This window comes from Parabacteroides sp. PM6-13, from assembly GCF_029892605.1.
Lineage (GTDB): Bacteria > Bacteroidota > Bacteroidia > Bacteroidales > Tannerellaceae > QVMG01.
Map to the genome: position 1 here is coordinate 62,997 of NZ_JARXWF010000009.1, position 22,535 is coordinate 85,531.

Sequence of the window (22,535 nt, forward strand, 5' to 3'; positions counted from 1 at the left end):
GCGAAATACAAAATAATTATGAATAAATGATACTTAAATAATTAAAACAATGAAAGAAAAAAATATAGCTTTCAAGCTTGTCCCCCTTATGCTGGCATTCTTTGCCATGGGTTTTGTGGATCTGGTCGGCACGGCCACCAATTATGTGAAAGACGATCTGGGATTGTCGGATAGTATGGCCAATCTATTCCCGTCGATGGTTTTCTTCTGGTTCCTATTATGCTCGGTGCCAACCGGTATGTTGATGAACCGAATTGGACGCCGGAAGACGGTGTTATTGAGCCTGGCGGTCACGGCCGTTTCTCTGTTGATACCGATTGTGAATTACTCGTTTGTCGGTATGTTACTCTCTTTCTCCCTGTTGGGGATAGGGAATGCCATCATGCAAGTGTCGATCAATCCATTGCTCTCGAATGTGGTGTCGGGAAAAGGATTGGCCAGTTCGCTTACTTTCGGCCAGTTCATCAAAGCCATCGCCTCGTTTATCACCCCGTTGATTGCCAGCTGGGGCGCGACGCAGTTCGACAATTGGCGCATTATGTTCCCCATTTTCATGGTGGTAGCCATGGCAGCTGTACTGTTTCTGGGCATGACCGCTATCCGGGAGGACGACGAGAAAAGCGAAGCCTCAACCTTCGGACAATGCTTTGCGCTCCTGGGCGATAAGATGATCCTATTGTCGTTCCTCGGTATTATGTGTCATGTCGGGATTGATGTCGGTACCAATGTGACTGCGCCGAAGCTGTTAATCGAACGGTTGGGTATGTCGTTGCACGATGCCGTGTATGCGACCAGTGTCTATTTCCTTTTCCGCACGATCGGTTGCTTTCTGGGCACTTTCATCCTGGCCAAATGTTCTTCGAAGCCCTTTTTCATCCTTAGCGCCCTCTCGATGGCGTTGGGATTCGGCGGCTTATTTTTCCTGAACGATCTCTATGCGATCTATATCTGTATCGCATTGATCGGCTTCGGTAATTCCAATATCTTCCCGATCATTATGTCGCAGGCTCTATTGCGTATGCCGGATAAGAAGAATGAGGTGTCGGGGCTTATGATTATGGGATTGTTTGGCGGAACTCTCTTCCCCTTGGTAATGGGATTTGCTTCCGATGCGATGCACAGCCAGGCCGGTGCGTTGTTGGTGATGGCAATCGGGGTGGTCTATCTTATGCTGTTTGCTGCCCGCTTAAAGAAATAGTGTATGGATTGATCTTGTTCAGTCTTGATCAGTCTGTAAACCCCGATAGTCTTTTTTTGAGATTATCGGGGTGTTTTTTATGCTTCAAAACATGTTTTGTGTTAAATAATGCAAATATCGTGCATTTTATGTCGGAAAGTTATGTTTTGTAGCATAAAATGCCTTATATTTGCACTGTGTTTTTCATGGTATTAGATTTAAGGTTAACAATGAAGATTGGGCTGTCGGGATGACAGTCTTTTCTGTTTTAAAGAGATTGGGGAAGGTTCTTCCCCTTTTTTTTATGGCCAACCAACATTTTTGTATTGCTTTACGCTGTGCTAAGCGAATCGAAGATCGGCCTAAGCCAAACTTACATTTTGTCAAAAACGCCCGACTAATTTTTCAAAAACGTAGGGGTTTTTAAAATTAGTCGGGCGAGTAACACTTTTTAACGTATCATATTGTACGGCAAAGTGGCGATTTTGCTTACACTTTGCATTTTGGGATTTTCACCAAAAAAGGGGGAAGTAAGCTATTACTTTTTCACTTTCCCTTTGATCATTGTCACCGAGTGCGGGGCGAAGGAATAGGTAAATTTATCAGCTTTCGCTTTGATATCGCTTTTCTTCTTCGTTTCAACAAGCGTTTTTCCGAAGTCGTTCATCGATTTGATATCAGGACCGTTCACTTCGTACACTTCAAAAGCACCCTGGAAGCTGCCTTCCTGGCAAAGAACATCCGCTGAAATGGCCTTGTCTTTATGACGATTCACGACGCAGATCGTTATATCATCGCCATCGACCGCTGCCGACACATCGAGGTAAGGCACATTGGATTGTTGCGATGAGCGTTCGTTCATACCATTATCGAACTGCTGGGTATTATAGGTATCACAGCTTACCAATACATCCAGGGAGGTGCCTTTCATGTGGTTAGCAAAGAGTTGCAACGGATAATAAATCGTTTGCAGGAACATGCCCTCTTCGCTGGTGAAAATCGGTGCAATCACATTCACCAATTGTGCCATATTGGCCATTTTTACGATATCGGCATTGCGCACAAACACATTCAGGAAACCGGCTACCACCAGGGCGTCTTCCAGGTTGTAATGCTCTTCCAACGCGCGTTCGCCTACCGCGTCTTTGCCGGTGCGTGCTCTATACCATACATTGTATTCGTCCCAGGCGATGTAGATAGGTTTCGGACGGCTCATACGCTGTACCTGTTCGTAAATCATGCCACGAACCACCTGTGTGCGGCTGTCCATCACCATCGGGGTCGAGATGAAGTTATAATAGTTATCGTTCAGGTTGCCCACATACATATGCAGGGCGATATAATCAATCTGTTCGGCCAGTCCTTCCAGGATGGTGCGGTTCCAGTAGTCGGGATTGGCTTCACGTGAATAATGCGATGAACCGGCAGCAATCAGTTTGATATCCGGGGATACCAGCCTCATCAGCTTCGCTGCTTCGCGGGCTTTCTTCACATAGTCTTCTGCATTCAGATGTCCCATCTGCCACGGGCCATCCATCTCGTTGCCCAGTCCCCAATATTTGATGTTATGTGGTTCCGGATAGCCATGCTTTTTGCGCAGTTCCGAATAATACGAACCGCCATCGGCATTGCAATATTCTACCCATCCTTGTGCCTCTTCGATGGTGCCGGTGCCCAGGTTGACAGCGAAATAGGGTTCCGTACCCACCTGTTTTGCCCAGGTTACAAATTCATTGGTACCAAATTTATTGGTCTCCAGGCGTTGCCAGGCGTAGTCCATACGAGGGATTCGTTCGGGACCTACCGCGTCTTGCCAATGGTAGTTAGACACGAAGTTACCACCCGGATAACGTGTCAAGGGCACTTTCAACTCTTTCACCGCTTGCATGACATCTTTCCGAAAGCCATTCTCATCCGCGAGAGGCGAGCCTGGTTCGTAGATACCACCATAGACACAGCGACCTAAATGTTCCACAAAGTTACCATAGAGATTCGGATCGATTTCACCGATCGTACGGTCCACGTCAATCTTGATTTTTGCCTGCTGTGCGGAAATTAAACCGGCTGACATCAGAAGTGCCAACGTAACAAATACTACTTTTTTCATAAGATACTTTATTTATTAATGAATGAATGGATTCAGTCGTTATCGGAAGAGACGGGGTGCGAAGTCATGTAATGCCTTTCGCCATACCTGCCATTCGTGGACACCGGGAAAGGTTTTCAGCTCCACTTCTACCCCATGAGCACGAAGTGTCTCTACCGTTTTTATTGTGTATTTATACGAGCCATCCTGCTCTCCGTTAGAGATATAGAATAGATCGAGCTGTTTGTTGAAATGCGCCGGCTTCGAAAGTAATCCCGGTACCTGCGCCTCTATGTCAAAGATATCCTCCCCTTTCCCACGAAGGGCACTGGTGCTGAACACACCAACATTAGCAAAGCTGTCCAGGTTGTTCAAGCCAACACGAAATGTAATGCCTCCGCCCATCGACAGCCCGGCCAGGGCACGATGCCTTCTGTCGGGTATCGCACGGTAATGCTTTTCAACAAAAGGGATAATGCTATGTAACAGGTCGCGAGCGAACATATCGAAAAAGGCATTGGTCGAAGGGGTGTTATAACCTTTCCCGATATCGGGCACCAGGTAATCGTCGGACATCACCACAATCATCGGAACGGCTTTTCCGTCGGCGATCAGGTTGTCCATAATTATATCTAATTTACCGGCCGTGCTCCAGCTCGATTCGTTCTCGCCGGCACCATGCTGTATGTAGAGTACCGGATATTTTTTGTTCGGATCGGCATCGTATGCCGGAGGGGTATAAATATACAACTGCCGCCACTGGCCGGACTCGGCAGACAGATAGCGCGCACGGCGCACATCGCCATGGGGCACCTCTTTGATATGGTAGAAATCGACATTGGCCTCAGGCACTTCGATCGCGCTGATCCAACGTCCGGTGGTAAAAAAGGTGTCCGTGCCCGGATCGTTAAACGCCACCCCGTCGATCACAAACGAGTAGGCATGAAAACCGGAACGCAAAGGGGCTGTTGTGGCAGTCCATACGCCTTCCGCGTCGCGGGTCATATCATAATCCCGCCCAATGCGTACCTGCACCTTTTGTGCTTCAGGCGCTTTGATCCGGAAAACAGCACTGTTGTCGGAAAGGATACGGGGATATTTCGCCCCCCTGACATTTGTCTCCGAAGGGTTCCCGGGAAGCGTTTCCTCCTCTGCAAACCCGCCCTGTGCCATGACAAAGCAAGCTAACGACAAACAAAAAGAAATCAGTATGAATCGTTTCATAAAATAGATATTAGATAAATAAATTGTTGGTATATCAAAAACTTACGCACATGCGAAATCGCAAGCTAATGTAGAGAAAGAACAGAAGAGCATGGAGGACGATTCGACTTTATTGGTGGACGAAACGCTATCATCGCGAGCAAAAGCAAAAAATAGAAAAGTCCGCCAATTAGAAAGAATAACAATCCCCGAAGCCGGAAATAGCTCCTAAGTTTGTAAATGAGTAATTGTATCTTATAGAATTTACAACATAATCAAACAAATCACATCATGAATCACACCACCAAATGCAGGATGCTTATAATGCTCCTATTCGTTGCCCTATCCAATGTCGCCTTCGGACAGAATCGGTTGCCGGGCATAGCGGCAGAGACCAATATCAACGCAGAATCCTATCCGAGAATCCTGCCCGATTTGCGGGTTATGTTCGGAGTGAAAGCCCCCGACGCGCAACGGGTGCAGCTCGACCTGGGGAAGAAATATGATATGCAAAAGGACGCTGATGGTTTTTGGACATGCACGACCGATCCGCAGGTGCCGGGCTTTCATTATTATTTCCTGATCGTCGACGGTGTTAGCGTGTCTGATCCGGCCAGCGAATCGTTCTACGGATGCGGGAAGATGAGCAGCGCGATCGATGTGCCCGAAGCGGGATGCGACTTCTACGCCTTGCGGGATGTGCCCCACGGTGTCATACGCTCCACGAACTATTATTCGAATGAAACGGATAGCTGGCGCCCGATCAATATATACACCCCACCGGGTTATGGCAAAGAGAGTGGCCGGAAATACCCGGTGCTTTACATTCAACATGGCGGAGGCGAAGACCACCGGGGATGGGCCGTTCAGGGAAAAACAGCCACCATACTCGACAACCTCATTGCCGACGGGAAAGCGGAAAAGATGATTGTAGTGATCGCCAACGGCAATGTCAGCCGGGGCGGAGGCGGATACAACAAAAAAGGCATGGAGCCTTTTATCCATGAGATGACAAAGAATATCATTCCTTACGTGGAAGCCAACTACCGGGTATTGACCGATCAGAAGAACCGTGCCATTGCCGGCTTGTCGATGGGTGGTGGGCAAGCATTCTACGCCGGATTACAGAACACCGACCTGTTTGGTTCCGTAGGTATTTTCAGCTCAGGCATATTCGGAGGCATTGCCCGGCAAGATACGCCGGCGTTCGATGCCGAAAAAGAGATCCCCGGTTTACTGACCAATTCGAAGCGGTTCAACGAGCAATTGCAATTGCTCTATATATCGGTAGGCGAACAGGATATGCGTATCGATGCCACCCGAAAACAGATCGGTCTGTTCAAAGAATATGGCTTGAACGTCACCTTCGAAACCTTCCCTGGCGACCACGAATGGCAGGTATGGCGTAAGTCATTGCATAGTATGGCTTCGAAGCTTTTCAAATAAAAGTTTGATTGTCAAAAAAATAGTAAACCCGGCATACCTTCGTTTGAGGTATGCCGGGTTTACTATTTTAATGGAATGGAATCAATACGTTGATCCACTCTGAAAGGGCAGGGCTACTTAAACAGCTTTTGAGCTATCTCGTACAGGTATATACGGCAGTTCATCCAAGTGTGTCCGCCCGGGGTGTATTTCTTTTCGTAGGGGACACCCAGTTCGTCCATTTTAGCGGCAAAGCCAACGGCGCCTTCATACAGGAAGTCTTCCGTGCCACAACCCAGCCAAAGCAGTTTCAGGTTGGATTTCAACACATCAACTGAGGCATACGTGCCGTTTTTGAAGCTCTCATCCACGCGCTGTGCGTTGACAGCCGGAGCCATCGGGCAGATGTAATGGAACAATTCCGGATGGCCAAGACCCGCATTCAGCGTTTGAGAACCGCCACGAGAGAATCCCGCGATGGCACGGCTGTCGGCATCGGTGCGAACGCGGTAATTTTTTTCCGTATAGGGGATAACCTCTTTGATAAGTTCGTCGGTGAAATCAACCGGATTACCTTCGATGTTTTTACCGGCATAGGTCATGCGTGGATTCGCATAAGGAATAACGATAATCATAGGCTCTGCCTTGCCCTGAGCGATTAGGTTGTCCAGAATGAAATTGACACGTCCCACCTTAAACCAGGTCTCGTGTGTGTCGGTCGCTCCATGTATCAGGTAAAGCACCGGATAGGTTTTACTTTTGTCATTCGGATCGTATCCGGGAGGGGTATAGACCACCAACGGACGGGTGTCGTTCAACGTTTTAGAGGTGTAGAACCGATAGGATATTTTTCCGTGAGGCACATCCAATACAGCATAAGTCGGCGGGGTATCGCCCTGCACATCCACCAGGCTGCCTTTGAATTTCTCGTTCGGGAAAATAAGGACATTGTTCGGGTCGTTTACCGTCACCTGGTCGATAATGAAGTTGTAAGGATATAAATCAGGAGCCACAGGCGGTGTCGTAACGCTCCAGATGCCATTCTCATCCTTGGTCATCGGGAGATTTTCTTTCAGAAACTGCGCGCTGAGTTCTGCTTTTGTCGCTTCGGGCGCATTGTAACGGAAGGTGACCGTACGGTCTTTATGCACTTCAGGCGATACGATTTGGTATCTCATCATCTGTGCCTGAGCGTCCGCCGCGAAGAAAAACAGGCATGCCAGGCTGTATATCAATAGGAGATTTATTCTTTTCATACGTTCTATTTTTATTTTTTATGTTGAAACAAAAGCTTGGCAGATTCTGCCAGATACAACTTGGCATTCATCCAGGTATGTCCGCCACCGGTGATCATCGTAGTGGTTTCGATGCCGTTTTTCTCCAGTTTATCCATGAAAAGTTTCGCGTTATCATACAGGAAGTCATCGGTTCCTACACCAAGCCAGAACAGATTGATGCGCTGATTGGTCTGTGCCGGATGTTGGATGAAGTGTTTGAACAGGTTCTCGAATTCGGCCACGTTGCCTGCGAAAGAGGCATACGAGCAGAGGTAAGAGAACTTATCGAGGTTGTTCATGCCGAGCGTTAAGCCCTGGTTGCCACCTCTTGAGAACCCGCCGATGGCACGGTTATCCGCATTGTTGATCGTGCGGTAGTTCTTTTCAACGTATGGCATCATCACCTGCAGGAAGTCGTCGTTCAAGCGACGGCCGGCTTCCATGCCGCGTGGGTCGCCTGCGTCGAAATAGGCGGCGGGGTTACCGTACGGCATCACCACAATCATCGGCTTAGCCAATCCCTGAGCGATCAGGTTATCGAAGATAAAGTTGGCGCGTCCTACTTTGAAATAGGTCTCATCCGTGTCGGTGGTACCGCTGATCAGGTAGAACACCGGATAGTCCTGATCCGGGTTTTCGTCGTAGCCGGGAGGGGTGTACACCAAGATACGCCCGGTAGTACCCAAAACGTCGGATGGGTAATAGTCATAATTGACCGTGCCATGAGGAACATCCTTGATGGCATGTACCAGCGGTGAATCTCCTTCGATATCGACGATGCTGCCTTTGAATCGTTCGTTCTCGAAATAGAACGGGTTGTTGTTGTCCATCACGGTGACACCGTCAACGACAAAACCATACGGATACATATCCGGTTCGATGGGACCTAAGGTGACGCTCCATACGCCATTTTCGTCTTTTTCCATACTGGCCATGCCCTCCATAAACTGAGGATCGACCTTTACCTCTTTGGCATCGGGCGCCAGATAACGGAAGGTAACCGTATGGTCGGCATGTACCTCCGGCGAGATAATCGACAGGCGGCGCGGACGCCCGTCATTTGCCTCTTTTTGGCCGCATCCGACCATAAAGAGACAAAATACAACACTCAAAATCAATGTCTTCTTCATAAATTAGTGGTATTAATAGTATAAACAAAAAATCACTGATACAAACGTAAGACATACAAAAAGGAAACAGGTGGATTATTTATCATTCCAAGCGGATAAATTCTAAATTATCTATTTGGATAACATTTTCTATGTAAATTTGCGGAGATATCTTATAAATTGGTATTCAACCCATGAATGAAAGTATCCTGAACGGTTTGCTTAATTTGTTTGCTCTCTTTGCTTCTATGGTACACATAGAGGATAAGCGAGCCATACAAGCCGTACATGCCTACCTCTCAAGCCATTTCGGCGTACGTTCACACCAAGAATACATCGAGCTTTACAAAGAACTGCGAAGCGTCTACGATGACGATCTGATTGCTGTCAACAAAGAAGATGTTGTTCGGAATATCTGCGCGCAGATGAAGATGAAGCTAACAACGGAAGAGCAATTTCTCATGCTGGTGCGTTTCCTGGAATTTGCTTATACCAACAGTGATGAATTGGAAAACCACCTGCATATATTTCGCCTTGTCGCGGAGATATTCAACCTCTCTGCCGCGGAATTCGAAGAGATACTCTCTTTTGTAACCGGAAGTGGTTCTCCGGCTTTATTATTGATCGATGGCAAGGAATCGTCCTCGCGGGAAAATCATTTGTATCGGGAAGGATTGGAGGGACATTTCCTTGTCTATTTCATTAAACGCTTTGACACATACATTTTCACCTACTACGGGCATGAGTTGGTGTTTATGAACGATATTCCGCTTACGCCCCATATGTTTTATGCCTGGCAGCATAGCAGTGTTGTGAAAGGGCCTCTCTTTTTGCCTGTGTACCATAGCGACCTACAGGCCGTCTTCAATACAAAAGAGAAAAAAGAGGTGGTTCATCTGGCCGGCAGAGAGGTGGAGTTTTGCTTTCAAAACAGCTCGAACGGGCTGCACAACTTCTCTTTCGATCTGCGGTCGGGGCAATTGGTGGCGATCATGGGGGGTAGCGGGGTTGGCAAATCCACGCTATTAAATATCATGAACGGGAATATCACACCTGATAAGGGGGCTATTACCGTAAATGGGCATCCGATCGGTTCGCCTCAGGTCAAACAGTTGATCGGCTTTGTGCCCCAGGATGATCTATTGATAGAGGAACTGACTGTTTTCGAGAATCTTTGGTTCACTGCCCGGTTTTCTTTCGACGGCTTCTCGCGAGAGGAGATAGAGCAGCGTGTAGACAAAGTATTAGCCGAATTGGATCTACTTGAGATCAAAGAGTTAGAAGTAGGATCCCCCTTGCATAAAACGATCAGCGGCGGACAACGCAAACGATTAAATATCGCCCTCGAACTGATCCGGGAACCGGCCATTCTATATCTCGACGAACCCACCTCAGGGCTTTCGTCGACCGACTCGGAAAAGGTCATGATGCTCTTAAAAGAGCAAACCCATCAGGGGCGCCTGGTGGTGGTGAATATTCATCAGCCCTCATCAGATATCTACAAGCTGTTCGATCGTTTGTGGCTATTAGACAAAGGGGGCTATCCGATTTACGACGCCAACCCGATCGAAGCCATCACCTATTTCAAACAGGCGGCGCGCTATACCGATCAGGACATCAGCGTTTGCAGCACCTGTGGGAATGTCAATCCGGAACTGATCCTGAATATCATCGACTCGAAGAAGATCGACGACTCGGGACATCCGACCAATATCCGTAAATTCACGCCGGAGGAATGGCATGAGCGCTACCGGGAATCGCGTCCGCCCTTAAAGAGGGTGGCGACTCATCATCTGCCCGATAACCGCCAGCAGAAACCACCCTGGTGGAAGCAATTCATGATATTCTCCGAAAGGAATATCCGCAGAAAGTTGACCAACAAACAATACCTGACGCTGGCTTTGATCGAAGCGCCTCTATTGGCGATTATTGTGGCGCTATTGACACGCTATGTAGAGGGGGATACCTATACCCTTTTTGCCAACAAGAATTTTGTCTCCTACATATTCATGGCCATCATCGTGGTGACCTTTATAGGCCTTAGCATCAGCGCGGAAGAGATTATCAAAGACCGAATCATCCTGAAGCGGGAACGCTTCCTGCAGCTGAGCCGGGGCAGCTACCTATCCTCCAAGATCATCTACCTGGGTGTCTTATCGGGGATACAGAGTCTGTTGTTTATCCTGGTGGGAAATCTTATTATGGGAGTCGGATTCGATATGTTGGGCGTCTGGTGGAGCGTCTTGTGGATGACCGCTTTCCTGGCGAATCTGACCGGTCTTTGGCTATCGCAAACCCTCAGTTCGATTGTCTCCATCTACATCACCATCCCGCTATTATTGATCCCTCAGATCTTGTTATGCGGACTGGTGGTTAGCTTTGACGACTTGAACACCAAGGCATCTGAAAAGAATATCGTGCCTCTCATCGGCGAGATTATCCCTTCGCGCTGGGCGTTCGAGGGGCTGGTGGTTGAACAGTTCAAAAGCAATGCCTACAACAAACACTTCTTTCATATCGAAAAGGAAAAGTTTCAAGCGCAGTATTACGAAAGCATTCACCTGCCCGAGATGCGCGCACTGATTCATAATCAAGAGGGGAAAGACAGCGCTATTATCCGGAAAACGTTACAAAATGAACTGGCGGTCGTAGCTCGCGCCGCGCGTATAGCTCCCATCGGAAAGGAGGAAATGCCCCTGCCCTATTTAGAAAAAGCAGAAAAAGCGTTGCACCAACGAGCCCATAACTTCACCGCCCTACTGGATCAGCGGCAAGAAGAAATGATACGGGATCATACGACTGCGTGGTTCAATGACCTAAAGAAAAACAACCACAACCTGGCAATAGAAGAGCTTGTGATGAACACCGGTACAAAGCATTTCTACAAAGAAAGCAACGATCGGATTTACCCCCAGGTAGGTATTATCTATTTCAATCCCGACAGCCCATGGGGGCGTGCCCACTTCTATTCGCCGGTGAAGAATATTGCCGGGAATGAGGTTCCGACACACAAATTTAATTTATTGGTTCTCGGTTTTTTTGCAGTTTTAGCCATAATCGCTATATTCGCAGAGTTTCCCACGATATATATCAGGAGGCGGAAGATTAAATAAAAAACAAGATAAAACAATTAAAATGAATGTTATGAAAAAAAGTATTGTAAGCCTGCTTACCATAGCGGCAGTCGTATTTGGCATGACTTCCTGTAGTGGTAAAAAAGCGAAGGAAGATGCCACCAAAGCAGAAGAGGCTGCGGTTATCGCAGGAAGCATTCCGAAGAGTCTGTTGACAGAAGAGCTGAAAACAGAAACCATTCAGCTGTTGAATGACATGCCTAATTCTGACATCCCTCATCGCATTGCTTCGGGTGAAGTAACGGTGAGTGTTGGCGATCTGAAATATATGTTGCCGGTTGCCAAGGCGGCCGACCTGACGACTCCTTCTCAGAAAGCACGTGCTTGCGGTATCTATCTTTCCGATTATAATATCTTATCGGTAACGAAACAAGCAACAGCGGAAGTAGAAGCGGTATTGGCTAAATTGACTGCCGACCTGAATATTTCCTATGTATTAAACATCCTGAAAGAGGCTGCTCCGGAGAATGCGACAAACGAACAGTTGCAAGCCTTCTTCAACGCGCAGGAAAAGAAACTGATCACCGCGCTTGCCGATGATGATAAGATCAATTATGCCGTTGAGATCCTTGGTGGTGCCACAGCGGAATATGCTTGTCTGTTTGCTAATCCCTCTTTGGTAGTGAAAGGCGATGCTACTTCAGCCGGTTTATCAGAGAATATGGAAAAAAGAGTAGCGGTATTAGGTGAGATCACCAGCGATCTTTCCGCTTACTACCCGGAATTGACCTCTTTGGCGGCAGTGCTTACTCCCCTGAAAGATCAACCGATCTCTATCCAGGCTGCCCGCGAAGCCAATGCTGATATCCTGGCTATCCGCGACGGATTATTGAAATAAACAAAGACGGTTATATATAGAAAAAAGACCTTAAGGACTTCAACGTCTTTAAGGTCTTTTTTGATGTGTCTATTTGAAAGACTATCCTTTGTAGGAAATGGTCAACTGGGTAATATCATCCGATTGGATGGCACCCACCACAAAGTCGCCTACCCTTTTCGTTACCTCTTCAATAATCTCTTTGGAAGGCTTTCCGATCAGGGCCTCACAACAAGCCAATAACCGCTTTTCGCCAAACAATTCACCGCTTTTATTGATCGCTTCCGTCACCCCGTCCGTATAAAGGTACAGGCTGTCGCCGGGTGTCAATCGCAACTCCTTCTCGTGATACACGGAATCGTCCAGGGCACCCAAGATCCGATCGCCCGTAAGAGGCACAAACGACACGCTTTTGTCGTTTTTCATCAGAATAGGCGGATTATGCCCGGCATTGCTATAGGTGACCACACCCGTATGGATGTTCAGTATGCCGTAGAAGACCGTCACGAACATATCGTTCACGCTCTCTTTGCATAAGATATCGTTTGCCCGCTTCATACACATAGCCGCCGAGTTTTCGTTCAGGGCAATCGCCCGTATCACCGTTCGGCTGATTGCCATAAAGATTGCCGCCGGCACCCCTTTCCCCGATACATCGGCGATGACAAACCCCAGCCGGTCGTCGTCGATCGTGAAAAAGTCATAGAAATCACCTCCGACATACTTGGCGGCACTCATATAGGCATGCATATCGAATCGCTTCTCATGGGGGAAAGGCTCGAACACTTTTGGCAGGATCGTCTCCTGTATCTCACGCGCCACCTTCAGATCCGACTGTATCGACTTCAGTTGCAGATGCTCGTTCTGCGCGTTTTTCACAAAGCGGATTTGCTCGATCGCTTTTTCGATGGTCATGTCGAGATCTTCCAGGTTGATCGGTTTCGTGGTGAAGTCGAAAGCGCCGCGGTTCATCGCCGTACGGATATTTTCCATATCGCCGTAGGCCGACACCATAATACATTTCATGGCCGGATTGCGCAATTCGTTGATCTTGGTCAACAGTGTCAGCCCGTCCATCTCCGGCATATTGATATCGCTTAGGATAATATCGAAATCGGGCTCTGCCAATATCGCCTGCAGGGCTTCCAACCCATTGTGCACAAAGGTAAACTCGTATTCGCCTTTCTTTATTTTACGCCTGAAGTATTGTGTCAATAATATCTCCAGGTCCTGTTCGTCATCTACACTTAGTATCTTGATTGCCATATCTATCTATTATTGGGTAACAGGAATCGAGATCGTGAAACGGGTAAACAGGTTCTCTTCCGTCTCTACTTGGATCTCTCCTTTATGTTTTTCAACGATCGATTTGGTCAGGGAAAGACCCAGTCCGGTGCCTTCACCAACCGGCTTGGTGGTGAAGAAGGGGGTATACAATTTCTCTAACACCTCGGCAGGCATTCCCGTACCGTTGTCCTCCAGGGTCAGCTTCACCCAATCGCCCTCTTGCCGAAGGTCTATCTTGATCGTCGGCACATAAGGACCTTCCGAGGCTCTCTTTGCCCGGGCAAACACAGCATAACAGGCGTTGTTCATCAGGTTGATCACCGCCCGACTCAGATCCTGCGGAATAACCCGAACCAATGGGATATCCGTTCCGTAGTTTTCCTGGATGGTCACGTTGAAGCTCTTGTTGTTGGCACGCACCGCGTGGTACGACAGCCAGATATATTCGTGGATCAGCTGCTGCAGATCTGTCGGGATCAGTTCATCCTTCCCGCGCGAATAGGATAGGATGCCCCGTACAATGCTGGAGGCACGGTTCCCATTCTCTTCGATCTTTTGCATATTCCCCTTCAGATCGTCCATAATCTCCTGAAACTCATCCTTCGATTCGTCCGTAAACAGATCACCCGCCTCTTCCAGTATCTCCTCCATTTCGCTCAATAGTTTCGACGACAACTTGCTGAAGTTGATCACAAAATTAAGCGGATTCTGTATCTCGTGTGCGATTCCGGCACTGAGCATACCCAGCGAAGCCAATTTGTCCTGCCGTTTGAGCTGCTTTTCCAGGTAGTCGATTCGTTCCTTCAGTTCATTCATCTATTTCCTTTTTTATTTCCACACGTTGATTAATCGGGATGGTGATGGTAAATTCCGTCTTTTTCCCCTTCTCGCTCTTCACCTCGATCGTTCCGCGATGGTTCAATACAATCTCGCGGCTCAGGTAAAGCCCTGTCCCGGCCGCTTCCGCCGTAGGCTTCGTCGTAAAGAAGGGTTCAAAGATGCGACTCTGGATATTTTCTTCTATCCCGATCCCATTATCGGTGATATAGATCACAATCGAATAGCCCTCCCGCCTCACTCGCACACTGAGTTCGGGTGCATACGCCTCTTTCTCTCTTCTTTTCAGTAAGGCATACACGGCGTTCTTATAGATATTGAGCAAGGCCTTGCTCATCTGTTCGATGTGCATATCGATCATAATAGGCAGCGCAAGCCCTTGGAAATCAATTTTTATATCGTTATCACCAATCTCTTTCTCGAATAGTTTCGCTACCACGTCGAGATTCACCTTGCAAAGGTTGCTGATGTCGGCCTGCGTAAAGCTGCTCCTGTGATCTTTCAATAGCTCTTCCATGGCTTTCACAATGCGCACCGTGTTGGCGCCATGCTCGGTTATTTTTTGCAGATTATTCTGCAACATCTCCATAATCTCCAGGGAATCTTCGTAGGCCTCCCGACTCATCACCGCCTTTTCGTCGGTCAGGTCTTTCCGCAGGTCGTCCACCAATTCCACCGACAGACCGGCAAAATTATTGATATAATTCAATGGGTTCAGGATGCGGTCGACCAGCCCCTTGGTCAGTTGTCCCACCGTTGCCAGACGTTCGCTGCGCACCAGCTCATCCTGCGCCTCCGCCAGGGCGTCTAAGGTGTTCGATAATTTTTCGGATTCTTTCAATACCTGATCGCGCTGCACACGCAGTTCTATGGTACGCTCTTCCACCACTTTGGCCAGGTACTCCTTTTGACGGAGCTTCTTCTTCCAGCGCGACATCACGATCAACAGGACGATCAGGAAAGCAATCAGCAATCCGATCCAGGTATCCCAATCATAATAGAGAGCGACACCAGTCAGTACGGCTGCGCCAATGCCAACCTTTTCCCCAACCTGTATCTTGAGCTTTAACTGTTGTATCTCTTTTACATTAAAATCAGCCATATTCGTTCAATTCTTTAACCATGGTAAGTACATTCTTATCCCCCTCTCTACAATAATACACCTCTGTCATAAGTTTCTTTATCAGGTGTATGCCAAGCCCTCCTATCGGACGATCCTCCAAGGAAAGCGTCGTGTCCGGCTCCGCCTGGGCTGTCGGGTCGAAACTGACGCCGGAGTCGACCAGGGTAACCGTCAGCTTCTCCTCCTCCCGTTCCATGCGGATCAGAATATCTTTCCCCTGTTCTCCGGGATAGGCGTACATGATAATATTGACTACCGCCTCCTCCAGCGCCAGAAACAACGGCATACTCATTCGCTGATTCAGCCCGAACGATTCAATCGTTCGATCAACAAAATCATTCAATACCCGCAGTTGGCCGAGATCGTTGACGATGTGTACTTCGTTCACCATAGACGAGGGTCGTTCGCTACAATTATTCGATGGTAAGGATCGAAGAGAATCCGGTAATATGGAAAATCTCCATGATTTCCCCCTTGATATGCGTCAGGCGCAACGTTCCTTTCTTGGCCGTCATCCCTTTTTGCAAAGTCAATAAAAGGCGCAAACCGGCACTACTCACATGGGTCAATCCCGCACCGTCCAGTACGACTGCCTGGGCATCACTCTCTAAAACGGTCCGTATCTCTTTCTCAAAATCGACGGCAGCCAGGGTGTCCAACTGCCCGGAAAGGGTAATCACCGTCTCGTTTCCTGGTTCTACTTGTATCTTCATAAAATCCTTGTTTTGACAAATGTAATGATATTCTTCAAAAACAGGTTGCTACGCCACCATTATTTACATACGTCTGCCCAAAAGTAGGAGGCTAAATTCGCAAACGATTGCATTCTATTTCAGGGAGTTCATCCGCGAGAGCACGCTGCTTTGTAGGAGAATTCATATCTTTGCGAGAAAGCTATAACCATAAAAAAAACTATATCATGCGAAAAAGACTAAGCCTTTCGTTTCTTTTTTCTTTTCTATTGATCTGTGGGACATTTGCCCAAAATCTGAAAATGGAGCCTGCCTTCTGGTGGAGCGGCATGAAAAACAGTGAACTGCAGTTGATGGTTTATGGAAAAGACATCGGTTCATATCGTGCTTCGGTGGACTGGCCGGGTGTACGGATCAAAAGCGCGGTTGCTCTGGAGAGCCCGAATTACCTATTGTTATACCTCGATATTGCCGATGCTGCGGCGGGTACTTTCCCTATTACCTTCACGAACGGGAAGAAAAAGATAAAACACACCTATGAACTGAAAGAGCGGAAAGCGAGTACGGCGGATATCGCCGGGTTCGATTCTTCGGATGTGCTCTACCTGATCATGCCCGACCGTTTTGCCAATGGCGACCCGACGAACGACCAAATCCCGATGAAACAGCCCTACAAGGTGGATCGCAACGACACGAACGCGCGTCATGGCGGCGACCTGGCGGGTATCGAGCAGCACCTCGACTATATCGAAGACCTGGGCGTAACGGCTATCTGGCTCAATCCGGTGCTCGAAAACGATATGGAGGGCGGTTCGTATCATGGGTATGCAACGACCGATTATTATCAGGTGGATCGCCGTTTTGGCACGAATGAAGACTATGTACGCCTGATCGACCAATGCCACCAGCGGGGCATGCGTGTGGTGATGGATATGATCTTCAACCATTGTGGCAGCAATCATCCCTGGATGGAGGATGTGCCGAGCCACGACTGGTTCAATAACCTCGATGAATACATGGAAACCAACCATGCGAAAGAGGTTTATTTCGATCCCTATGCATCGGACTTCGACCGGAAGAAAATGCTCGACGGATGGTTTGTGCCGACCATGCCCGACTTGAATCAAAAGAATCCGCATGTGGCAAAATACCTGATTCAAAATTCTATCTGGTGGATCGAATACGCCCGCGTGGATGGTATTCGTCAGGACACCTACCCCTATGCCGACCTGGATATGATGATCGACTGGTGTCGCGATGTGATGGCTGAATATCCGCAGTACAATATTGTAGGAGAGGCCTGGATGAACTACACGATCGGTTCGGCCTATTGGCAAACGGGAAGTAAATTGAATTTCGGACGCGATACGGAGTTGAAGTCGGTGATGGATTTCCGGCTGGCGGCTATTGGCAGTAACTGTTTCCACGAAGAGACCGGCTGGGGCAGTGGCTTGAGCGCGATCTACGAACATATGTGTTACGATTATGTCTATCCCGATATCGACAATGTATTGCGCTTTTTCGAAAACCATGACACCGAACGCTTCCTGCCCGAGATGCCGAAGGATCTGAAGGCGTTTAAGCAGTCGCATATTTTCCTATTGACTATTCCGGGCATGCCACAGCTTTATTATGGACAGGAATTATTGATGAACGGAAAGAAAAACGGTAGCGACGGGAATGTCCGCCGGGATGTGCCGGGAGGCTGGCCGGGCGATGCGGTTAATCAGTTTGAGCCATCCGGGCGTACGGCTATTCAGAACGAAGCCTGGGATTTCCTGCAGAAAGTATTGACATGGCGCAAAGGCAATGAGGTGATTGCCAAAGGCAAGATGAAACATTTCCAGGTGAATCAGGGTGTCTACGTGTACGAACGCAATCTGGACGGAAAAAGTGTTTTGGTGGTATTGAATGGTACCAATAACAAGGTGGATCTACCCCTTGCCCGCTACGCAGAGGTATTACACGGAAAAGAAAGCGGCAAAGAAATCCTTTCAGGACGCACCATCGCCTTGAAAGAAACCCTTACCTTGGAACCAAAAGAAAGTCTGATCATTGAGATGTAACAGGCAACTGTTCCGATTTTCCTTGATCATGGAAGGTTATACCCTCAAAATTTCTCCTCCTTAGCAAAGGAGGAGAAATTTTGAGGGTATATTTCAAAGTTGCTTCGCTCCTTAATTACAAATCCTGCACCCCGCACATTTGGCCAGTTCGCCACGGAAGCGTTTCTCCACCAGTTTGTGGAGTCGATCCTTGAGGATATCGAGGCGCACGTTTTCTATGACGTCGTCGGTGAAGGCTAAGCTCAATAACATACGCGCTTCCGCTTCGGGAATACCGCGGCTTCGCATATAGAAAAGAGCGTTTTCATCGAGCTGGCCGGTGGTCATGCCATGCGAACATTTCACGTCGTCGGCATAGATCTCGAGTTGCGGCTTGCTGAAGATACGCGCCTCGCGGGTCAACGCCAGGTTGCGGTTGGTCTGATACGCCTGGGTCTTCTGCGCCTCCTGCTTCACCAGGATACGACCGCTGAAGGCAGCCTGCGAACGATCGTCGAGCACATTCTTTACCAATTCGTTGCTGGTACAATGCGGAACGGCATGAATGATACGGCTATACATATCGACCTGCTGTTCCTTGTCGAGGATCGACATGCCGCAAAGGGTGGTCTCCGCCTGTTCGCCGTTAAGATCGATGTAGTAATTATTGCGGCTCAATCCGTTATACAGGGTGATGCCATTCACCAATACGTTGGAATGGGCAGCCTGCTTCACGTGCAGGGAGGTGAACCGGGTGGTCGACTCGCTGCTTTCTTCCAGGTCATAATAATCAAACACAGCCCCTTCAGCTGCGAAGATCTCGATCACCTCCGTAGAGAGGAACTTCACATCGTCGATGCTATGGTCGCACACCAATAGTTTGGCTTCGGCATGTTCTTCGAGAATCACCAATACACGCCGGTTGGCCATCGTATCGACATCGCTACGAAAAATATTAACCAGTTGGATCGGTTTCTCAACAACGACATTCTTGGGCACATAGACCACGAAACCATCCTGCGCCAGCATGGTATTCAGGGCGATCAGGCCGTCCTGGGCGCTCGGAGCCGCCTTGCCATAATAGCGGGCTGCCAATTCCGGGTGTTGCTCGGTGAAGGCTTTTAGTCCGCCGACATAAACCCCTTCGGGGAATATGCCTTTGGGTTGTTCTTTCTCGTAATAGGCGTCGTTGACGATGAAGTAAAGGGCGGTGCTCAGGTTGGGCACGTCGCAACGGAATACATCGTAGGGATTCACCGGTATCTTGACCCGGTTGATATTGATGCCATAGTCGGGGGCAAACGACCCGGCTACGTCGGTATGTTGGTAGTTCTCCGATTTATATTTCGGAAACCCCAACCGGGTAAAATCAGCCAACGCCTCTGCCCGGAGCGCATTCATCACCGGCGTACTATGCCGGCAAACCATATCTTCATACCCGGCAAATAGTTCTATATATTGTTGTTCAGCGTTCATAATTCTTTATTCATTTTCCTTCAGCCAGTCATAGCCTTTGGTTTCCAATTCAAGGGCCAGTTCCGGGCCACCGCTTTTGACGATGCGGCCTTTGTATAGTACATGCACAAAGTCGGGCTTGATATAATCGAGCAAGCGCTGGTAGTGGGTGATGACGATAGCGGCATTTTCCGGTGTGCGCAACTGATTAACGCCATTGGCAACAACGCGCAGGGCATCGATATCCAATCCGCTATCTGTTTCGTCAAGGATAGCCAATTTCGGTTCCAGCATAGCCATCTGGAATATTTCGTTACGCTTTTTCTCTCCACCGGAGAATCCTTCGTTCACGGAGCGACTGGCCAATTTATTGTCGAGCTCGACAATCGCCCGCTTCTCGCGCATCAGCTTCAGGAAGTCGGAGGCAGAGATAGGATCCAGTCCTTTGTATTTGCGATGTTCGTTCAGGGCGGCGCGCATAAAGTTCACCATACTGACCCCCGGTATCTCCACCGGATATTGGAAACTAAGGAAAATACCTTCGCGGCTGCGGTCTTCGGGTTCCAGTTCCAACAGGTCTTTCCCGCCAAAACGAACGGAGCCTTCCGTCACGTCGAACATAGGATTCCCGACCAATACGCTGCTCAGCGTACTCTTTCCGGAACCGTTTGGCCCCATGATCGCATGCACCTCACCGGCATTCACCGTCAGATCAATCCCTTTTAATATCTCTTTACCGTTTATCTCGGCATGTAAGTTTTTAATTTCTAATAACATAACTTTATTTAATTATGAATTATGAATTATGAATTATGAATGACAAAGAGATTATTTCCCAGCGTGTAGGGAACTCTTCATAATTCATAATTCATAATTCATAATTCTTCTTCATAATCTTATCCAACGCTTCCCTCCAACGAGATCGTAAGTAGTTTTTGTGCTTCGACAGCAAACTCCATCGGCAGCTTATTCATCACCTCCTTGGCATAGCCGTTTACGATGAGTCCTACCGCCTCTTCGACCCCGATGCCCCGCTGCTGGCAATAGAAAAGCTGGTCTTCGCTGATCTTACTGGTCGTTGCTTCATGCTCGACAACGGCTGTTTCGTTCTGGATATCGACATAGGGATAGGTATGCGCACCGCAGGTGGAGCTGAGCAGCAGGCTGTCGCACTGGCTATGATTTCGGGCATTGACCGCCTTGGGCGATACCTTCACCAAGCCCCGGTAGCTGTTCTGGCTGAATCCGGCGGAGATCCCTTTGGATACGATCCGGCTTTTGGTATTCTTGCCCAGGTGGATCATCTTCGTGCCCGTATCGGCTTGCTGGTGATTATTGGTCACAGCGACGGAATAAAATTCGCCCACCGAATTATCACCGGCCAGTATACAGCTTGGGTATTTCCAGGTGATGGCAGAGCCTGTCTCTACCTGTGTCCAGGAAATCTTACTGCCTTCTCCTTTGCAAATACCCCGTTTGGTCACGAAATTATAAATCCCTCCTTTGCCGTCTTTATCACCGGGATACCAGTTCTGCACGGTGGAGTATTTCACTTCGGCACGTTCCAGGGCGATAATCTCCACAATGGCCGCGTGTAATTGATTCTCATCACGCATCGGAGCCGTACACCCTTCCAGGTAACTCACGTAAGATTCGTCGTCGGCCACGATCAGGGTGCGTTCAAACTGACCCGTATTGGCGGCATTGATACGGAAATAGGTACTCAGCTCCATGGGACTCCGCACCCCTTTCGGTATATAAACAAACGAACCATCCGAAAATACCGCCGAGTTTAAGGCAGCAAAGAAGTTATCACGGTAGCTGACTACCGTGCCCAGGTACTGCTTGACCAGATCGGGGTAGTTGCGTACTGCCTCGCTGAACGAACAGAAGATAATGCCTTTTTCGGCTAACACCTCCTTAAAGGTTGTCTTTACCGATACACTATCCATCACCGCGTCGACCGCCATACCTGCCAATTGGGCGCGCTCGTGCAGGGGAATACCGAGTTTATCGAATGTTTTAACCAGTTCCGGATCGACATCATCCCAGCTTTTCGGTCCCTCTTTCTGTTTGGGAGCCGCGTAATAGATGATATCCTGGTAGTCGATAGGAGGAATATTCAGATGCGCCCAGTCGGGCATCTCCAAGGTTTGCCAGTGGCGAAAAGCCTTCAGGCGGAATTCAAGCAACCATTCCGGTTCCTCTTTCTTGGCAGAGATGATACGGACTGTTTGTTCATTCAACCCACGATGGATCAGTTCCGTATCGATGTCGGTAACAAAGCCATATTTATAATCGCTGTTTGTTACCTCATTTATAATGGCATTTGAGTCTTGCATAAATTAATGATCTATTGAGAAACCTTCGGGGCTTCCTATTGTAAAGAGAACAAACCTGAAGGGAAAATGGTTGGTAGTATCTCTTTGATCGTATAATAAAAACGAGAATCCAATTTGGTTTGCATGCGGATCAGTACCGAGCCACTGTCGATCGCTTCCAGCAGATTGAAGACAAGGCTAATGAAAAGGATCATCACCAATAGGCCAAACACCCCACCAAACACATGATTTATTATACTCAAAGGCGTCGCCCCCACTAACCGGTTGACGATCTCTCCGGCGAGTAAGACCACCGCTACGATCAGGAAGAATCCCAACACATAGCTGATGATAGTCACCCCTTCCGATGGAATCCAATCCAGTTCGAGAATGTAGCCACGCAGCCACAGAGCCGCTTTTCCGCAAAAGAAAATACCGGCAACCAGGGCTACAAGCGAAACAACCTGTTTGATGATTCCATCAAACAGGCCTTTCACAATTCCTACTCCTGCCAGACATAGCATGACGATGTCCAACCAGTTCATTG

18 protein-coding genes are annotated in these 22,535 nt (G+C 48.3%); 5 read left to right on the top strand and 13 right to left on the bottom strand.

The window, feature by feature from the left end:
* Positions 1 to 49: 49 nt before the first annotated feature.
* Complete coding sequence (locus tag M2134_RS09700; protein ID WP_280751108.1) at positions 50 to 1,198, top strand: MFS transporter; 1,149 nt, start codon at positions 50 to 52, stop codon at positions 1,196 to 1,198.
* Between the two features lie 517 nt (positions 1,199 to 1,715).
* On the opposite strand, the gene M2134_RS09705 is transcribed toward M2134_RS09700, so the two are convergent.
* Positions 1,716 to 3,284, bottom strand: coding sequence for an alpha-L-arabinofuranosidase C-terminal domain-containing protein (locus M2134_RS09705; RefSeq protein WP_280751109.1), 1,569 nt, complete (start codon positions 3,282 to 3,284; stop codon positions 1,716 to 1,718).
* Between the two features lie 39 nt (positions 3,285 to 3,323).
* Positions 3,324 to 4,487, bottom strand: coding sequence for an alpha/beta hydrolase-fold protein (locus M2134_RS09710; RefSeq protein WP_280751110.1), 1,164 nt, complete (start codon positions 4,485 to 4,487; stop codon positions 3,324 to 3,326).
* A gap of 270 nt (positions 4,488 to 4,757) precedes the next feature.
* On the opposite strand from M2134_RS09710, the gene M2134_RS09715 reads away from it, so the two are divergent.
* Entirely contained in the window at positions 4,758 to 5,912 is a 1,155-nt protein-coding gene (locus M2134_RS09715; RefSeq protein ID WP_280751111.1) for an alpha/beta hydrolase-fold protein, read from the top strand.
* Between the two features lie 113 nt (positions 5,913 to 6,025).
* Here the strand turns inward: M2134_RS09715 and M2134_RS09720 are convergent, their stop codons facing one another.
* Positions 6,026 to 7,147, bottom strand: coding sequence for an esterase (locus tag M2134_RS09720; protein ID WP_280751112.1), 1,122 nt, complete (start codon positions 7,145 to 7,147; stop codon positions 6,026 to 6,028).
* An 11-nt stretch (positions 7,148 to 7,158) separates the two neighbouring features.
* Positions 7,159 to 8,298 carry an esterase gene (locus M2134_RS09725; protein WP_280751113.1) on the bottom strand — a complete coding sequence of 380 codons (1,140 nt, stop codon included), beginning with the start codon at positions 8,296 to 8,298 and terminating at the stop codon, positions 7,159 to 7,161.
* Between the two features lie 173 nt (positions 8,299 to 8,471).
* On the opposite strand from M2134_RS09725, the gene M2134_RS09730 reads away from it, so the two are divergent.
* Both M2134_RS09730 and M2134_RS09735 read left to right on the top strand, forming a co-directional pair.
* Positions 8,472 to 11,390 (top strand): ATP-binding cassette domain-containing protein, encoded by a 2,919-nt coding sequence (locus tag M2134_RS09730; protein WP_280751114.1) that lies wholly within the window; start codon positions 8,472 to 8,474, stop codon positions 11,388 to 11,390.
* A 31-nt stretch (positions 11,391 to 11,421) separates the two neighbouring features.
* Positions 11,422 to 12,249: a hypothetical protein gene (locus tag M2134_RS09735; RefSeq protein WP_280751115.1), complete on the top strand. Its 828-nt coding sequence runs from the start codon at positions 11,422 to 11,424 to the stop codon at positions 12,247 to 12,249.
* An 81-nt stretch (positions 12,250 to 12,330) separates the two neighbouring features.
* Here the strand turns inward: M2134_RS09735 and M2134_RS09740 are convergent, their stop codons facing one another.
* From M2134_RS09740 to M2134_RS09760, 5 genes are read right to left on the bottom strand one after another with little or no spacing between them, the layout of a single operon-like run.
* The gene (locus M2134_RS09740) at positions 12,331 to 13,494 is read right to left on the bottom strand and encodes a SpoIIE family protein phosphatase (protein WP_280751116.1); all 1,164 of its coding nucleotides are present in this window, start codon (positions 13,492 to 13,494) and stop codon (positions 12,331 to 12,333) included.
* 9 nt (positions 13,495 to 13,503) lie between these two features.
* Entirely contained in the window at positions 13,504 to 14,331 is an 828-nt protein-coding gene (locus tag M2134_RS09745) for an ATP-binding protein (protein ID WP_280751117.1), read from the bottom strand.
* On the bottom strand, positions 14,324 to 15,454 hold the full coding sequence (locus tag M2134_RS09750; protein ID WP_280751118.1) for an ATP-binding protein: 1,131 nt from the start codon (positions 15,452 to 15,454) through the stop codon (positions 14,324 to 14,326). The genes M2134_RS09745 and M2134_RS09750 overlap by 8 nt, the downstream gene beginning before the upstream one ends.
* Positions 15,447 to 15,866 carry an ATP-binding protein gene (locus M2134_RS09755; RefSeq protein ID WP_280751119.1) on the bottom strand — a complete coding sequence of 140 codons (420 nt, stop codon included), beginning with the start codon at positions 15,864 to 15,866 and terminating at the stop codon, positions 15,447 to 15,449. Before M2134_RS09755 ends, M2134_RS09750 begins: the two co-directional genes overlap by 8 nt.
* A 22-nt stretch (positions 15,867 to 15,888) precedes the next feature.
* The gene (locus M2134_RS09760) at positions 15,889 to 16,188 is read right to left on the bottom strand and encodes an STAS domain-containing protein (RefSeq protein WP_280751120.1); all 300 of its coding nucleotides are present in this window, start codon (positions 16,186 to 16,188) and stop codon (positions 15,889 to 15,891) included.
* Positions 16,189 to 16,394: 206 nt separating this feature from the next.
* On the opposite strand from M2134_RS09760, the gene M2134_RS09765 reads away from it, so the two are divergent.
* Positions 16,395 to 18,233, top strand: coding sequence for a glycoside hydrolase family 13 protein (locus M2134_RS09765; RefSeq protein ID WP_280751121.1), 1,839 nt, complete (start codon positions 16,395 to 16,397; stop codon positions 18,231 to 18,233).
* Positions 18,234 to 18,344: 111 nt separating this feature from the next.
* Here the strand turns inward: M2134_RS09765 and sufD are convergent, their stop codons facing one another.
* The 4 genes from sufD to M2134_RS09785 all read right to left on the bottom strand — a co-directional run bounded on the left by sufD (position 18,345) and on the right by M2134_RS09785 (position 22,533).
* Positions 18,345 to 19,688, bottom strand: a complete 1,344-nt coding sequence (sufD, locus tag M2134_RS09770) for a Fe-S cluster assembly protein SufD (protein ID WP_280751122.1) — start codon at positions 19,686 to 19,688, stop codon at positions 18,345 to 18,347.
* A 6-nt stretch (positions 19,689 to 19,694) separates the two neighbouring features.
* Positions 19,695 to 20,444 (bottom strand): Fe-S cluster assembly ATPase SufC, encoded by a 750-nt coding sequence (sufC, locus tag M2134_RS09775; RefSeq protein ID WP_280751123.1) that lies wholly within the window; start codon positions 20,442 to 20,444, stop codon positions 19,695 to 19,697.
* Between the two features lie 119 nt (positions 20,445 to 20,563).
* Entirely contained in the window at positions 20,564 to 22,009 is a 1,446-nt protein-coding gene (gene sufB, locus M2134_RS09780) for a Fe-S cluster assembly protein SufB (RefSeq protein ID WP_280751124.1), read from the bottom strand.
* A gap of 35 nt (positions 22,010 to 22,044) precedes the next feature.
* A complete protein-coding gene (locus M2134_RS09785; RefSeq protein ID WP_280751125.1) occupies positions 22,045 to 22,533 on the bottom strand; it encodes a CvpA family protein in 489 nt (162 codons plus the stop codon).
* Positions 22,534 to 22,535 lie beyond the last annotated feature (2 nt).

What these genes read in the sequence shown, in the direction of transcription:
- M2134_RS09700 (WP_280751108.1), top strand. Translation starts at nt 50, where the DNA reads ATGAAAGAAAAAAATATAGCTTTCAAGCTTGTCCCCCTTATGCTGGCA.
- M2134_RS09720 (WP_280751112.1), bottom strand. Translation starts at nt 7,147, where the DNA reads ATGAAAAGAATAAATCTCCTATTGATATACAGCCTGGCATGCCTGTTT.
- M2134_RS09710 (WP_280751110.1), bottom strand. Translation starts at nt 4,487, where the DNA reads ATGAAACGATTCATACTGATTTCTTTTTGTTTGTCGTTAGCTTGCTTT.
- M2134_RS09705 (WP_280751109.1), bottom strand. Translation starts at nt 3,284, where the DNA reads ATGAAAAAAGTAGTATTTGTTACGTTGGCACTTCTGATGTCAGCCGGT.
- sufB (WP_280751124.1), bottom strand. Translation starts at nt 22,009, where the DNA reads ATGCAAGACTCAAATGCCATTATAAATGAGGTAACAAACAGCGATTAT.
- M2134_RS09765 (WP_280751121.1), top strand. Translation starts at nt 16,395, where the DNA reads ATGCGAAAAAGACTAAGCCTTTCGTTTCTTTTTTCTTTTCTATTGATC.
- M2134_RS09755 (WP_280751119.1), bottom strand. Translation starts at nt 15,866, where the DNA reads ATGGTGAACGAAGTACACATCGTCAACGATCTCGGCCAACTGCGGGTA.
- M2134_RS09730 (WP_280751114.1), top strand. Translation starts at nt 8,472, where the DNA reads ATGAATGAAAGTATCCTGAACGGTTTGCTTAATTTGTTTGCTCTCTTT.
- M2134_RS09750 (WP_280751118.1), bottom strand. Translation starts at nt 15,454, where the DNA reads ATGGCTGATTTTAATGTAAAAGAGATACAACAGTTAAAGCTCAAGATA.
- M2134_RS09760 (WP_280751120.1), bottom strand. Translation starts at nt 16,188, where the DNA reads ATGAAGATACAAGTAGAACCAGGAAACGAGACGGTGATTACCCTTTCC.
- sufC (WP_280751123.1), bottom strand. Translation starts at nt 20,444, where the DNA reads ATGTTATTAGAAATTAAAAACTTACATGCCGAGATAAACGGTAAAGAG.
- M2134_RS09725 (WP_280751113.1), bottom strand. Translation starts at nt 8,298, where the DNA reads ATGAAGAAGACATTGATTTTGAGTGTTGTATTTTGTCTCTTTATGGTC.
- sufD (WP_280751122.1), bottom strand. Translation starts at nt 19,688, where the DNA reads ATGAACGCTGAACAACAATATATAGAACTATTTGCCGGGTATGAAGAT.
- M2134_RS09735 (WP_280751115.1), top strand. Translation starts at nt 11,422, where the DNA reads ATGAAAAAAAGTATTGTAAGCCTGCTTACCATAGCGGCAGTCGTATTT.
- M2134_RS09715 (WP_280751111.1), top strand. Translation starts at nt 4,758, where the DNA reads ATGAATCACACCACCAAATGCAGGATGCTTATAATGCTCCTATTCGTT.
- M2134_RS09740 (WP_280751116.1), bottom strand. Translation starts at nt 13,494, where the DNA reads ATGGCAATCAAGATACTAAGTGTAGATGACGAACAGGACCTGGAGATA.
- M2134_RS09745 (WP_280751117.1), bottom strand. Translation starts at nt 14,331, where the DNA reads ATGAATGAACTGAAGGAACGAATCGACTACCTGGAAAAGCAGCTCAAA.
- M2134_RS09785 (WP_280751125.1), bottom strand. Translation starts at nt 22,533, where the DNA reads ATGAACTGGTTGGACATCGTCATGCTATGTCTGGCAGGAGTAGGAATT.